Source organism: Acinetobacter sp. YH12255 (assembly GCF_013417355.1).
In the GTDB taxonomy this organism is placed as follows: Bacteria; Pseudomonadota; Gammaproteobacteria; order Pseudomonadales; family Moraxellaceae; genus Acinetobacter; species Acinetobacter pseudolwoffii.
The window spans coordinates 58,053-73,216 of sequence record NZ_VPEC01000016.1 but is presented as its reverse complement, the minus strand read 5'-3'; the positions used below and the strand labels follow the sequence as shown (position 1 = coordinate 73,216).

Here is a 15,164-nt window from a genome sequence, read left to right as displayed (position 1 = left end):
GAAATTCATGCACGTGTAGCAGTCCTCAACAGATTTACGGAATTAGGTCGACCACTTACCCAAGTTACGCCTTAAATTTGGCTCAATTAGGGGCGCTTTGCATTTCAAATCTTTGTGCAACAAAGCCGCTCAGGAACCAACGGACCATTTGGGCCTTGTTCGAAGCTGGTGGTCAAAATGGTCGGTAAATTGAAATATTTTGCTGCTGCCGCAAGCGCCAATACATTATTTTTGAATTTATCTGGGTCAATATCACGAACCAGTGACAACAAACCAGTCTGATGGTCTACAAGTAATACGGCTGCATTGTCTTTGTCTAAACGTACATAAGGTTTTGCCATTTCTCTGTTCCTCTCTATAAAATTAGCATCCCATCTTGGATCAAACCCAGGCTGTTCCGGGACGTGGTGATTTTTATATTAGAGCTAAAAACAGGACAAAATAAGCCCAAATTCTGGGATAAATAATCTTAAAAATAGGATAATTAAAAATTTAGACCAAAATTTTAGTTTATTTGTGTTGAATTCGGGAAGTTAAAGCAAAGATTGTCTTATATATAAGATACTGTATTCCAGCTTAGGACTATCAGCGCATCTTGGCCCGGCATAAAATGGCTGCATGTTCATCCTATCGTAATAGGAGTTAAAAGATGAAAAAAGTAATTGGTGTTTACCGTAATCAAAACATGCATTGGGTCGGTGATGGCTTTCCGGTCAAAAATCTGTTTTCCTATGACCGTTTAGGTCAGGCGATCAGTCCGTTTTTGTTGCTGGATTATGCTGCGCCCTATCATTTTGATCCGACGACTGTACAACATGGCGTGGGTTCACATCCACATCGCGGTTTTGAAACAGTGACGTTAGCCTATCAGGGGGCCGTGACACATCAAGATTCAAGTGGCGGTGGCGGCACGATTCAGGCGGGTGATGTGCAGTGGATGACCGCAGGCTCAGGTGTGGTCCATGAGGAATTTCATTCTCCAGATTTTGCCAAACATGGCGGTCTCTTTGAAATGGTACAGCTCTGGGTCAATCTGCCGGCCAAAGACAAGATGACCACACCACGTTATCAGGCGATCACTGCGGCAGCTATTCCGCGGATTGAAATGGATGAAGAGGCGGGGCATATCCGGGTGATTGCAGGTGAGTTTGCTGGTCATCAAGGTCCTGCTCATACTTTTAGTCCGATCAATGTCTGGGATGGTGAACTGAAAGCGGAATATGAAACCACATTGCATATCCCTGCCGGACATAATGCACTGTTAGTCGTGCTGAAGGGTGAGCTGGTGGTCAATGCGAGCCAGAAAGTCCTGGACAGCTCAATTATAATGTTTGCCCGTGATGGAGATCCGGCGATTCAGTTGCAAGCCTATCAGGATACCCAGTTTGTGTTACTGACAGGCGAGCCACTCAATGAGCCCATTCAAGGTTATGGCCCGTTTGTAATGAACAGCAAGGAAGAAATTATGCAGGCATTTCAAGATTTTAATCAGGGTAAATTTGGTGAAATTGCGGTGCAGGCTGAATAGTACACCGAGCGGTTAAACAAAGAAGCCTCTGCTTTCGCAGAGGCTTTTATTTTATAAGGCGCTGTAGTTTCTTGTCGTTTTAAATAATTTACGCATAAACTCATCTTGGTGGAATCTGATGGGTTTATGGTTTTATTATGCTGTGAATCATAGATTTTTCAAGGGCGTTTGTCAACCAAAGGTTATAAAAATGGTTAATTAAGATGTTTGTTTTTAAAGTGATTTTTCTGGTTATGTGGAAAAAATATGAATAAAATCCTGAGTTTGGTGAATTTTGTAACCTGTTCAAAAAAATAGTGAAAAGCAGATTTTATCCCGTCCAATTGCCTTTACGAAAAACATATATTCTGGAAGATTTTAATAACCTGTTTGATTGGCGCATGGTACATAATTTCTGTAGTTTTTCAATGACGGATGATCAGTTTGGATATCGCAGTAATTGGTAGTGGCATGGCCGGACTGGCAACAGCCAGAATTCTCCAGGATGCAGGACATCACATCACGATTTTTGAAGCACTTCCAGGTCGTGGCATGGACAGTCATAGCCTTGAATTTGAAGGGGGGCTGATTGATGCACCTTTACGTGTGATGAATCCTTATCTGTGGAAAAATACCCTGAGTCTGGCCACGCATCTGGGCATTAAAACTTATCCGGTGCGTACCTATATGGCCTGCAGCTGGTTATTTGAAGATAAAACTGAAACCTGGCTGACCACATCGCGTAGCCGTATCGGCAATATTCCAATTATCAATAACCGTAAAGGCTTGCAGCAGTACGGCTGGCGTCTGGTCAAGGGCCTGTTGCAGCTCAAAGTGGCATTAACCAAATTTTTTAAGTCGAAAAATCAGGACATCAGCCTGGCAGAATTTATCAATCGTAACGAGATTGAAGAAGTGTTCTGGCATGGCGCCGTAATGCCGGTACTGTATACCATTTGTACCTGCAATCCGAAAACCATTGGTGAATGGCCGGCGAAACCTTTATTGATTTTCCTGCGTCAATTGACTGATGGCGATGCCTTACTACGCCTGCAAGGCGGAACACCGGCGCTGGTCGACAAACTGGTTGAAGGTATTCATATTGAAGATGGTTCAGCGATTACACTGGTTCAAGAGCAGGGCGATCAGGTCAAAGTTGAAAATGCGGCCGGTTATTCAAAACTGTTTGATCGGGTTATTGTCGCGACGCCAACCACTAAAATTGAGCAATTCCTGGATCCAACCCAGTTTGCCAGTGAAATTGAATTATTGAAGAAATTCAAATTTGAACAGGGTGAACTGGTGATTCATACCGATGCCAGCGTGATGCCGCCAAAACGTAAAGACTGGGCTGTGCTCAGCTATATGATGGATCGTAAGTTTACCCGTCAGCAATTTACAGTGTGGCTCAACTCGATTGAACCTTCTCTGGTCGGCAAGTCGGCAGTGTTCCAGACTTGGCGTCCGGTGACCGAGATTGACCCGAAAAAGGTGATTACCTCGGTCATGCTGACGCGTGCGGTGGTCGATGCCAATACCGTGGCGCTGAACAAGGAATTACAGCAGCGTCATCTGGAAGCCAATCGCAAAGTCTTTTTCTGCGGTTCATGGTCATGTGACGGTTTGCCCATTCTGGAATCGGCTGTGACCTCAGCGATGAAGATTGCGGAAATTTTCGGTGCGCCTTTACCGTTTCAGGGTTTAAAACCTGTGGTCGAGGTTGCTCCGCAACTGGGTTATTAATTGATGCAATGGCTTCAGGCACTGCGTCAGCGCTTTCCTCAGCATAAATATGCAATTCATGCAGCGGCGCTGGGGGATCAGGCGCAATTGCCTTGGAGTAATTTGGGCTATTGGCAGGCAGGACAGCAGGATTATGTTGCTGCCTGTCGCACGCTGGCCGATCAGCTCGCGCAGTGTGTCAATTTGAATTCAAAAGATAAATTACTGGATCTGGGCTGTGGTCAGGGTGCAAGTTTATTGCACTGGCAACAGCACTACCGAGTGCAATATCTAGCCGGTGTCGAATTACAAGCGGCTTGCGTGGCCACTATTCAGCAACATCTGCCAGAACTGAATGCCATCTATCAGGCCTCGTTTCTGCGTTTAAACGAATTACAATTTTCCCAGCGTTTTAATGTGGTGCTGTGTCTGGATGCAGCTTATCACAGTCCGGTTCCGTTACTTTTGCAACAAATCAGCAGTGTTTTAAAGCCAAATGCACGAATTGGTTTTCATCATCTGGTGTTATCGGAACGTTGGCAAAATTTGAATTCATTTCAAAAGCGTAAATATCAGCTGTTACTGAAATCTGCCGATATAAATTTAAAAGAATTAATGTCTGTTGGTGCACTGTATGCGTGTCTGGATCGTTTTGAATTTAAAAATATTCAGATTCAGGATCTATCCGAGCCGGTATTTTCTGGCTTTGCGGATTATGTACAAAAAACTTTGAATTCAAAACAAGCCGGTCATCATATTCAAGGCTCAGGCTTGGATCATTTTAAAATTCAAATGACAGCAAAGCTATGTCAAAAATTATATCAGGAAGGGATCGTGAGATATGTGCAGGTAACGGCACAATCGAAGGACTAGAAACAGTCAAGAATACTTAGCTTAAAACATAAGGCTCAGAAACATCAAAGCCTCACTAAAAAGCGAGGCTAGGATATGGTGCCGGCACACGGATTCGAACTGTGGACCTACTGATTACAAGTCAGTTGCTCTACCAACTGAGCTATGCCGGCATGGTGGAGTGCATTTTACAGAAATTCATTCGCTACGCAAGCCAAAAAATAACCGTTCAAGCTATTTTGGTACGATTTACCGTTTTTCCGGTTCATTCTATCTAAACTGTCTTTTATCGAAAGATCAAGAAAACGCCCATATAGGCAGATATGGGCGAGGGTGAATGTACAGGGTTTAGTATGGGTCAATCGCTTAAAAGGGATTATCGCTTTTTTAGGATCTGGTCTAATTCTTGTGCACATTCCTCTAAAGTAAAGGCCATATCAAACTGCATTTGAGGTTTGAGTTCTTGAGCGAGGCTTCTCCACTGTTCGATGAGTCTCAGAGCTTTTTGAATTTTATGTTTATTGATGTCTTTGGCAATGGTTGGGGTATAACCGCCACGTTTTGCATTTTTGATCTGTTTTGCATAGTTTGCGCTGTTATTCATGTTCGCTCTCCGAATAGCAGTGTATCTATTTAGCTTTAAGTTTAAATGGCTCGATCAATCCTGTATTTCTTTCTATTTTATGGTTTTTATTCTCCTCTCAGCACCTCTGTAGGCACCATAACATAGCTTTGATGACAATAGAATTAAGCTATTTTTATGCCAGTTTTTAAATTGAACCTAGAAAAGCACGGAAGCTTAAGAAAAATTTAAATATGGTGGAATAATCGTCTTAGAACAGCCATATTCCTTAGGTCATAGTAACTTTAATCATGGTGGTGATGGATTGTTTAATGATTCTAAGCAGATGCGAATTTGAATTTCAGGCAATAAAAAAACCCGAATCATGTGATTCGAGTTTTTAAATTCTGGCGGTGAGAGAGGAAGTCATAATTATGATATAAGATGCTGAAATATATAATAATAAATTTATATAATTTTAAATATACCGACAAATATACCGACAAGTGAAAAAAGTTGTGGAGTTGCTACACGTATCGTCAATTAGATTCCTTAACTCTCGATTTGGGTAATTTTATATATTGAATGAGTTTAATAGCAGAAAAAAATATAAATGGTTTTACTGTTTCTTCCAATTTTTTTACTGGTCGAGTAATTCGAATAGTTGGGTAACTTTATGGTAACTGTTGTAAGTTATTTTAGATATATTGAGCTGAGTATCTTTGAGCTAGTTACTGAATTGTATTGAGTAATTTACTTATTCACATTTCAAAAGTTATTTTTATTTATCATAGTATTTTCTTTAATCATAAAAAATAGGGGGTTATATGGGGCTTATCTTTCTAGTCATTCATGCAGTTGTTTCTTTTGCTATCGGTAAAGTAGTTGTTAATTCAAAACCAGAAATAGCCAATTGGTCGATAAACAAAAAACAAGCTGTAGCAATAGTCTGGTTTTTCTTAAGCATATTGGTGTGGTTGGGCTTTTGGAAAGCAATAATGCAATTAGACTTCGCTATTGAGAGTCATCTCTTTATGAGTATTGGTACGTCAATTATTATGGGTATGATTTTTTATCACGCTTTAACCCCTAAAAAACAAACAAGATAAAAACAAAAAAAGCCGGTATTACGCCGGCTTTTTTAAATTGATTACTTCTTCGGTAATAGTATCCCATACATCCCACACCACTCTAGATAATAACAGTCAAGGGTAGTGTTACATGGGTTTGATTAATTGCTCTAAGTGCTATCGCTGGTCTAGGTACGGGTTGTATTCACTCATCCACTCTAATCCTTTTACTGTTTTTCGCTTCTCTTGCCATGACTGGTTAGATTTATTGAAGTTTGTTTCAGCTAGTGTCTGATTAAATTTGATTGGATAACGTGGGTTTTCCTTGTTGTACTCTTGGATCTCCTGCTTAACGGCGCGAACTTGAGTGCGGTCTCCAGATTCAAGCGCATTCACATAGCGTTCTTTCCAACGTGCATTGACGTAGGTTTGTGCTGATTTATCTTTCAGCTCCATGCCACGGAATCGACCTTCTTTAGCAATGCTGGCTGGCTGTGCATCAAGCATCTTAATAATACCTTCCCATGCTTCAACATCGTTTGTCTTAACTCCGGTTTTCATATTGCGATAATCACCAGTGGTTGCAGCAATAGCACCTTGCCCCACGCTTGTAATCGCTTTAGGTAGTAATTGCACACCAGATTGACCATAGGCACCCACTTGAGCCAGTGCAACGGATTCCTTCACCTTCTCAAGTAATCCACCGATAGGACCTGCAATCTGTGAAATCTCGGAAGATTTCATATAATCACTGGTGGTTGGGCTGAAATATGCAGTCGCAGGAATTAAGTCACCCATACCCATACGACCCTTAACATCAATCAATGGGTTTAAGTTGACGATACCATCCATTAAGACAGTATTTACGCCATTACCCAGCGTTTGACCTAACGCATCCTGTAAAGCTATTTGAATCTCACGTTCGGTATTAACTGGTTTACCCATTAAACCGCCGGCAGTTTCAACAACATCTAGAATATCGCGTACAAACGGCAAGCCAGTCGTACCAGAAAGGGCCATTAAAATTCCCAGCATGGTTAGGATGGATCTGGATACACCAAAACCGACTAATGCGGCCATTTTCTTTTTAAACTCGTCATCTTCGCCGCCATACAAGCCAGCTTTTTGCATTCTGACCATCTGTTCGATATATGCAATCATAAATTGCTTATACATCATCAGTGCGCTACCGATGTTGCCACGTGCTAAACGTGGTCGGTTGCCTTTGTTGTAGATACCTTGGGTTTCTTGAATAGTTCTGACGGCGAAGTCATACGCATCTTTAAAGCCTAGTTTCTCTAATTTGGCTTGGCCCAGACTTTCGGCCACGTCCAAGGCTGCAAACAATGAAGTACGGCGGTTGACCGTTTCAGACGCTTGAGCAAATAAGCCAGACGCATGGCTGATTAATTGCCATGTACTCGCACCAAGGCCAGACTTACCACGCTCTAGGCCCTGCATCATCCATGTGTTTTGTGGGTCCAAGTGGCCTTCTTTTCTGGCACGTTCATAATGGTCTTTATACTTCCGATCCATTGCATCGGTGCCTTTTCTCCAAGTGATAACCGCTTTACGGAAGGCTCTTAGAATAGTTCCTTTGTCTCTGCTGTACTGCATCAAGTAAGGGAAGGTTTGCAATAGTGGCTGGGTTAAGTTCACCACACCAAACATGGCTGAGAATCCCATATACCAAACAAACGCAAAGTTTTTAACTGCTGCAAGTTCTTCCTGGGTATCCAGTGAGTAATCACGTAACCGGATTGCGTCCTCTTGAAAGGCCGGATCTTCGATATTTGTGATTGATTCATCAATGGATGGGTTGTAGCTCTGGTTTGCTGAATAACGCGCATTCGACATAACAAACGATGCTAGGACGCGCTTTAAGTCACTATCAAAACCATCAACCCCCTGGCGTTTCAAAAGTCGTTTAAGTGCAGGGTTATTCTGGACGGCGTACTTGATATACGCTGTTTCAGCATCACCAATCGGTAAACCTGATTCTTTAGCGAATAACGCCACGGTTTCAGGACTTACGCCCTGGAACAGTTTGTGTTGTAACTCATTAATCTGACCTTGCTCAATTTCATAACCGGCTGGAATCTTCGACTGGTCATAGTTCCGATAGAATAAATTGCGTTCAGATTCACTTTCGAAGTGTTGGCGATATGCAACTTCCCCTGTGGTTGGGTTGTAGATCCGCACAAAATACTTACCAAAACGCATTAGCGGTACATAGCCTTGATCTTTCAGATCGTTGGCTTTCTTAAATACCCGGTCAATCGCTTCAATTGCAGCCTGTCTAGCTTCTGCCTTCTCTGGTTTACCCTTGGTCAATGTATCTATGCGTTTTAGGATCTCATTGTAATGGTCCACAATATCCAGATCTTGAGCGGCCAGCTCCAATACTTCCTCATTGGTTCCGCCCAGGTGTTTATAGATATTTGAGAAGGTTGTATTTGCAAAGGTGTCTAATGACGTATCAATTGCATCACGAACCTCGTTATATAGGCCAATCTGGTCATCATCAAAACCTAATTGCTTTAATTCCTTAACTGAATGACGTTCTGAGTTATCCATTAAGGTGTTTTCAAACATCAGATCGCCAACTTTCTTCAAGTCTTTATCAACTTTGGCCTTGTCAATTTTTCCACCAGAAAAGGTATGTCCAATTGTGCGGCCAACTCGTTTGACTTCCTTCCAGTAATCTTCGCCTTGCTCCAATTGAATAAGCACGTTCGGGGCAACGTCCATTGACTTACTACTGGCAAAAGTAACGTGATTGATTTTCCCCTGGACTAAATCAAAAGTCTTTTTAAATTGCCCTGTTTCATCCCTTAATGACTTATGCAGCATGGTTTGGAATAGGTTGAGCGTTCGACTGCTCAGGGTTTTTGCACCTTCGGCACCACGTAAAGACATTTGACCAAAAGCGGTTGACGCTGCTTTGTCTAAAAGCTCGCGCTGTTTAGTTTGACTCATGTTTTGAGGATTAGTTGTGCTTCCTCGACTATAACGGCGTTCGCCTTTTGGTGGTGTTGGCGGCGTTCCCTTAGAAATAGTTTTAATCATGCGTTCAGCAAGGGCAACCATGTCGTTAGAGTTAAGTTTTAGGTTTAATCCTAGCCTATCTACCGCCCACGCCTTAACTGCGCTTAAAACGCGGTTTATAAGCTTCTGTGCTGGCCCTTGGTTTTGCTGATTCCTTGCAGCTACGGTGATTAAGTACGGTAAATATTCATCAGCTTGTACCTGTGCATCAGATTCACGCTCTGCTAATCGCTTGGCTTCGATTGCATCGGGGTTTCCAGACTTCACCAGACGATTAAATTCCGACATTAAATTATCGTACGCACTGGCTTTAAGTACACCCTGCATCCCAATGTGGCCGCCTAACTCGTGTAGGAATACCGGTACGATGTTTTCTGCTGTGATTGCATCGGCAACCAGTGTTACACGGCCATTTTCTGCAAAGCCTTCCACCCCCTGCTCAGTATGAGTAGGCACAATGCTTAAAATGCCTTTTTGCTCAAGTTGCTGAATTGTGTCCCCACCAAAACGACTTACAAGCTCTGCACGTACCTGATTTGGATTACTGCCTTGGACTTTTTGATTTTTTGTCCGACTACGTAACGGCGAATCACTACCAGAAGTTGATTCTTGCTTACGCTTGTCATCAACCTGTCCTACTTCATCTTTTTCTGGACTTGATAAACTGGCTGGTTGATTTGAAGGGCTTCTTTCGATGTTTTCGCTTGAGCTAGTTGTTGTTCGTATTGCGGAAATTGTTCCTGGTACTCTAAAGGCATTGCCTGAAACTCTTTCAGAAGTTCCTTCTTCGTTAAATCGGCCACTGCTTCTTTGCTTGATTTGCCCATTGTCATTAGCTGCTTCCTTTAAAACATTATTAAAAATTGTGTCGAATCTATCCAATATACCAATCTGACTCAATATCTCTCTGGAACTGGATTCCGCACCAAATACTGTAAACATCTCATGAGGGTAGGAGGTGAATATTGCATAGTTAATTCGATCTAGAACATCTGGATCTATATCGTCAACGCTTTCTCGATTATTGCTCCAAATCATCTCTTTAAATTCTTCTAAGCGTTCAAGTTGTTCTGGTGTGAGTTTATTTGTATCAATATGTTCTTGGGTAGCAGCATGAATCAGTTCATGATTAATTAATTCAGGCAATGTACCTTTCCATTCAGAAGAACGTGGATAAATATAAGAGACACCAGAATCAATTGAATAAAATCCACCTTCCTGTAATTGATCAGAAATAGACTGAATAATTGGATCAGAGCTATTAACTAAATCAGAAACAATATGGACTCGTACATCAGGATTTAGTTTTGCAAGCTTGGTTAATAATTCTTTGTCATATAGCACATTGGTTTTTACCTTATCTGTTTTCAGACTAGATAAGTCATTCAAAATATCCCCTAACTTGTGTACTTGATCCATAAGTTCACGTGGGATGCTATGGATTATTCCTGATTCGCTATGCTGAATATCATCAAGAGGGTCTTTTAAGAAGTGGTCACGTACAACTGAATCCACTGTTTTAGGTGTAGATTGCTTAGCATTATTCATATCAGAAATACTTGATTCATACTGTTCCTGTTCTGACTCGAGTTTTTCACGTAATACAAACTGTGACGGCGCAAGCTGCGCAACTTCATGTGTATCTGATAATTCTTTCTTCTTAATTGCTGTGGTGGCGGCTGATTTATTGGCAAATGGCTTATTGTCAGATTCTCGACCAATATCATTCTTTTTTATGGTGTCCGGTGTATCGTTCCTTTGAAATGGAGGGTGGGGGAGGTCTGCCAGTGCTAGTTCTTCGCTACCTGATTCTAAACTATCATCTTCTGACTTTGCCTTTTCACGCAATACAAACTGTGACGGTGCCAGCTGCACAACTTCATGTGAGTTATCTAACCCTTGTTTTTTAATCGTAGTTTTTGCTGCGGTTGCAGTGGCAAAAGGCTGATTATCAGACTTACGGCCTACATCACCCTTTTTCATTTCTTCTGGTGCTGGTGTGTCTAATACAGAATTTTCCGCAGGTGCTTGCTCCTTCTGGTTGCTTTGGTCTTTTTTGTCATACCAATAATCTTCTAGGAATTTACCCAGGCTTTCAGGGGTTGTTGCACCACTGAATGCAATATTCCCCAGAACATCTATAATTTGTAAACGACCATTTTTTTCTTGAAGCTTAAAAGCTGTATCTTGGCCGTTACGTTTTACAATGGTTCCATCTGATTTAATAGATCTGCCGTACTGTTTTGCCAGGTCATCATACTTTTGAAATCTATTTTTAGATCCTTGATCTGGGGGGGTGTCTGAAATAGTGGGTGTTACACCGTTATTTTCTGTCTGATCTTTTTGACGCAATACAAAATTAGACGGCGCAATCTCAACAACTTCATGTGTTTTTTCCACATCACGAAGTTTTAAACCTCGATTTGCAGCATTCTTGCTTAAAAATGGTTTTCCATCAGATCCTCGTCCAATATCGCCAGATTTTATACCTTCCGGTGCATCATTTTTCTGAATGCCACTTTCGTCTGTTTTTTGCTCAATCTGTATTTGCGCTAGTTTATCTGGCTCCGGCGTAAGCTCCGGTGTATCGGTTTTAAGCTCCGGTGTAGTGATTGTATTGATCGCCTTAACAATGTCCGAAACCTCTGCTAAGACTTCCGCACGTGGACGGCCCTTATTAATTTCATCCTGGATAAGCTTTGGCTTAGCCTTTGGGTTGTTCAAATGAGCATCACGGACCTGATCAGCAAAGCTGTCTGTTGGTTGTACTGGATCAGTTTGTTTATCACTTGGCGGCACAGCATTTAATAACTCGTCAAATGCTTCATCACTATGAAAGTCCGTTGCTGGATCTGCGGCCTGTACTGGCTCAACTGGACCTTGTGATGGTGTGCCGATAGGTGGAACGGCATTAAGTAGATCATCAGATTTCTGATCGCTTCCAAAACCCTCAACCGGTGCTGCTGATTTGGGCTGAACAATTACCTGGCCTTCGCCCTTATTAATAATTTCATGGCTATCTTTTAGGCCGTTTGTTTTTACGAAATCATTTGCTCTCACGTAATTTGTGAAAGTTTTAGGTTTATTGTGATCTGGCTGTGCTGTTGGGATTGGCTGTACTGGCTGCTGTACTTCTTTTGGATCAATAACATCAGGTACATTGTCTGCATTCAGGCTATCAACATTTACTGGACCTTCTGAAAAGTTCGATAAATTAGGATCTGCTGGGGTTGGCTGCACAATATTTTCAGGTTTATAGCCAAAATCGCTTAGGTTTGGATCATCTGGAATGATGCCCTGCTTTTTCACAATGATCAGCGTACCGTCATCCGCAATTTCAATATCATGAGATTCAGTTAAGCCATTAATACGCACATAATCATTTGCCCTTGTTGGATTTGAGAATGCTACAGGTTCATCAAAATCAGGATCTAGTGCTGATTTTTGATTAGGATTAATCGGCTCAAAGGTGATTGGGTCCACTTCAACCGGATTACTGAACAATCCTCCATCTTGCGGCTGGATCTGCTGTTTGACATGGTTATTCACAATACTGGATACAGACGGCTTTTTCGGTTTTCCTGCCTGTGAATAGCGCGTAATGGATTGAATCAGCTCTTGTGCCTGGTCTGTGTCGATATTACCCAGCGAAACGGCGTTCATTACCACGTTATGCGCTGCGGCTACATCACCGGTCATTGTGAGGGTAAATACATCAGCTCGAATAGGATCTGTCTGAATTGCCTGTGCTTCTTCTGGTGTGATATATCCATTGCTCACACTATCCATCACCAGATTTGTGGTATTTGCCATGCCCTGATTAATTGGCGTGGCCTGTGGTTGTTCTGTTGGTTGTGGTTGTACTTCTGGCTGCACCTCCGGTTGTACTTCCGGTTCTACTACTGGCGGCTCCTGTTCGTGTTGTTTTGGTGGTTGATACTGTGCCGCAAAACGCTCTACAAAATACGGCGTATCAATACCGTACTGATCATAAGCAGCTTTAACCTTGCTGGCTTCTGCACCAATATTATTCAGGTTGTCTTGTGCGCTTTGGAGTGCTGCCGGATCGTTAAGCTGCATGGCATCTGCCAGCTCTTTACGTGCTGCGGCTTCTTCCTGGCGCAATGTGTTGGTCTGGTTGCGTAATTGCTTCGCCACGTCCTTGGCTTGGCTGGTTGGTGATCCACCGGTAGCAGACTGCATACCACCACCCATGATACCGCCGACCAAGCCTTCTTCTAAAATGGTCTGGCCGACCTTGCCATAATCAACCGGTGTACCGCCAATATTGGCCGATGCAGCTTGAGCGCCATACTCACCAATACCGCCCTGTAAACCTTCCTCTAGGGCCTGTTTACCCACCATTTTGGCCGCTGCTTTGTTGGCTGCAATGCTCATATCCGGTACAAGTTTAGCCATGCCGGTACGTGGGACCTGTTGCATTTCACGCTTAACCAAAGCTGAATCTACACCGCCGCCAGTCAATGCCTTACCGATCTTGCTTGTTGGTGCATTTTTCAGAATGCCAGATCCAAGGACGGCACCAGATGGAGCAATAAACCCAATAGCTGTCATAGCTGCGCCATATTTATTCGCGGCCTGTTCTGAAAGTGTATCTAAAGTTGCTGCATGGGCTTGTTGACGTGCCTGATTAATGCCTAGACCGCTGTTTAATTTTTCTTGGAAAATTTGCTCAAATAGCGGATTACCTTGCAGCTTCTCCCAGCTTGGGAAATCACGCTCAAGGTTTTCTGTCGCGTTACGGCGTACTTCACCATAGTTCTGAGTATGCTCTGCGGCCACACCAGCACCCACACCAAGGTAAGGGGCTGCGGCTTTGGTGGCATTGAATGCGCCAGCACCCTTAGAAACAATCTTAGCTACACCAAATGGTGCTGCCATAGATGGAACGGATTGTATTGCACCAGTAGATAGCTGCGATACCTTTCCATGCTTGCCGGCTTGTAGTTCTTTTTGGAAGGTGGACGCACTATTTTCATATCCTTTTCTAAGGTTTTTGCCGTAATCAGCAACTTTAGCGAAAATAGAATCCTGTTCGTTCTCCCTAATATCACGCACAAAGCCAGCGGCACTTTCAATTGTGCTGCCTACGCCCTGCCCAAACAGGTTCCCGATAGTTTCGCCAGTAGACTTAATGGCATCTTTGATGATCGGCAAATTACTGCCAGTCTTTACGGCTTCTTGAACGGCCTTGTCTGCTCGTTTGTCCTTGGCAAAGCTGCGGCTACTCTGTCCGGCTTTCGGCAGTAGGCCAGCACTCTGCATGACTTTATCAGTCTGTGAGTACCATTTTTCACGTGCCTGAACAATTGCGGTGTCATTTGCACCGCGCTCGACTAGTGCAGGGACTACTTTGTCTTGAAATAAATGATTACGCTGACTAATTACCTGGCTTGCATCAGCGCCGTCTTGTGCTGCTTTTGTAGCTAAATTGATAAAGTGCTGGTTAATATTCACAGTAAAACCTCTTAGTTAATTGGAATTACTGCCTGTTGCGGTTGCCAAATACGGCAAAAATTGAAGATGCTGCTTTATTATTTTATAAGTATATTTTAAAAGTTAAGGTTTGACATTTATTTGAAGTGTAATATATAGCTGTTACACATTTTTAACTTCTATTATCGCTGAAAAGCCCCTATGCCTCTAATAAGCATAGGGGCTTTTTCAACTCTACAAGATAAAAAATTATTAGTAATTTTCACATGAATAAATTAATAATTTTGCATGTCTAAAGTGTAACATTTTGCCAATAAAAAGCCGTTTAGCCATACTAAAAGGTACTCTATTAAAGTGTGCTTCATGGGGTTGTTTGCTAGAACCCCTAAAAGCCCTCTAAAACAGCTATAAAAAAATAGAAAAAACATAGGTAAATATTTGTTTTATATTATTAAATTTTAATTTAGGGTTGTTTTGTGGTTGATAGGTTTTGTATAAGCTCATTTTATATGTTTTTTTTTGGTATTTTATGCCAATAAATATTAATAATTCCCACCTTGCTTAATAGGTTTTTTTTCTAAATTTTTGCTATTTATTAAAGTTTAATTCGGGATCTGGCGTGTTTATAAAATACGGCGTTATTAATAAATCTTTTCAGCTTTTATTGATACTTGTTTGTAGTGTTGGAGGTTGGTTGCTGGTGGTGATTATGCTCAATTCTGATGTTGTTAAACTGAATATGGTAATAATTGTGCTGTGGACAGGATTCTTAGTTTAAGGGTCACGATCTGATAAGCTCATGACAATTGCTTGATTTACGTTTGGCACAGAACTTTTTCTTATTCTGTCTGTCTACTCATGTATATGTATTTTTTGAAGTGGACATAGTGGACAAGGTGTACATAATTAACTATGTATATGTTTTTAAATAATTAATTAATTCAAC

At 42.0% G+C, this 15,164-nt stretch carries 6 protein-coding genes, 1 tRNA gene and 1 pseudogene; 4 read left to right on the top strand and 4 right to left on the bottom strand.

Annotated features, from left to right (window positions below):
• Positions 1 to 128: 128 nt before the first annotated feature.
• Positions 129 to 341, bottom strand: a pseudogene (locus FTV30_RS08745) (hydrolase); the annotation flags it as partial.
• Positions 342 to 649: 308 nt separating this feature from the next.
• Here FTV30_RS08745 and FTV30_RS08740 point away from each other — a divergent pair.
• The 3 genes from FTV30_RS08740 (at position 650) to FTV30_RS08730 (ending at position 4,102) form a co-directional block, all read left to right on the top strand.
• Positions 650 to 1,528, top strand: coding sequence for a pirin family protein (locus FTV30_RS08740; RefSeq protein ID WP_100329487.1), 879 nt, complete (start codon positions 650 to 652; stop codon positions 1,526 to 1,528).
• Between the two features lie 414 nt (positions 1,529 to 1,942).
• Positions 1,943 to 3,250, top strand: coding sequence for an FAD-dependent oxidoreductase (locus FTV30_RS08735; RefSeq protein ID WP_159138368.1), 1,308 nt, complete (start codon positions 1,943 to 1,945; stop codon positions 3,248 to 3,250).
• A gap of 3 nt (positions 3,251 to 3,253) precedes the next feature.
• Positions 3,254 to 4,102, top strand: a complete 849-nt coding sequence (locus FTV30_RS08730; protein ID WP_005173172.1) for a cyclopropane-fatty-acyl-phospholipid synthase family protein — start codon at positions 3,254 to 3,256, stop codon at positions 4,100 to 4,102.
• Positions 4,103 to 4,178: 76 nt separating this feature from the next.
• On the opposite strand, the gene FTV30_RS08725 is transcribed toward FTV30_RS08730, so the two are convergent.
• Together FTV30_RS08725 and FTV30_RS08720 are read right to left on the bottom strand one after the other, a co-directional pair.
• Positions 4,179 to 4,254, bottom strand: a tRNA-Thr gene (locus FTV30_RS08725).
• Between the two features lie 203 nt (positions 4,255 to 4,457).
• On the bottom strand, positions 4,458 to 4,685 hold the full coding sequence (locus tag FTV30_RS08720) for a hypothetical protein (protein ID WP_005095157.1): 228 nt from the start codon (positions 4,683 to 4,685) through the stop codon (positions 4,458 to 4,460).
• Positions 4,686 to 5,470: 785 nt separating this feature from the next.
• Here FTV30_RS08720 and FTV30_RS08715 point away from each other — a divergent pair.
• Positions 5,471 to 5,752: a hypothetical protein gene (locus tag FTV30_RS08715; protein ID WP_180001428.1), complete on the top strand. Its 282-nt coding sequence runs from the start codon at positions 5,471 to 5,473 to the stop codon at positions 5,750 to 5,752.
• Between the two features lie 138 nt (positions 5,753 to 5,890).
• Here FTV30_RS08715 and FTV30_RS08710 read toward each other — a convergent pair whose 3' ends face one another.
• The gene (locus FTV30_RS08710; RefSeq protein ID WP_180001427.1) at positions 5,891 to 13,663 is read right to left on the bottom strand and encodes a PLxRFG domain-containing protein; all 7,773 of its coding nucleotides are present in this window, start codon (positions 13,661 to 13,663) and stop codon (positions 5,891 to 5,893) included.
• Positions 13,664 to 15,164: the final 1,501 nt, after the last annotated feature.

Bases quoted from the DNA above. Each gene is read 5' to 3' on its own strand.
- FTV30_RS08740 (WP_100329487.1), top strand. From the start codon at position 650: ATGAAAAAAGTAATTGGTGTTTACCGTAATCAAAACATGCATTGGGTC.
- FTV30_RS08735 (WP_159138368.1), top strand. From the start codon at position 1,943: ATGATCAGTTTGGATATCGCAGTAATTGGTAGTGGCATGGCCGGACTG.
- FTV30_RS08730 (WP_005173172.1), top strand. From the start codon at position 3,254: ATGCAATGGCTTCAGGCACTGCGTCAGCGCTTTCCTCAGCATAAATAT.
- FTV30_RS08720 (WP_005095157.1), bottom strand. From the start codon at position 4,685: ATGAATAACAGCGCAAACTATGCAAAACAGATCAAAAATGCAAAACGT.
- FTV30_RS08715 (WP_180001428.1), top strand. From the start codon at position 5,471: ATGGGGCTTATCTTTCTAGTCATTCATGCAGTTGTTTCTTTTGCTATC.
- FTV30_RS08710 (WP_180001427.1), bottom strand. From the start codon at position 13,663: ATGGCAGCACCATTTGGTGTAGCTAAGATTGTTTCTAAGGGTGCTGGC.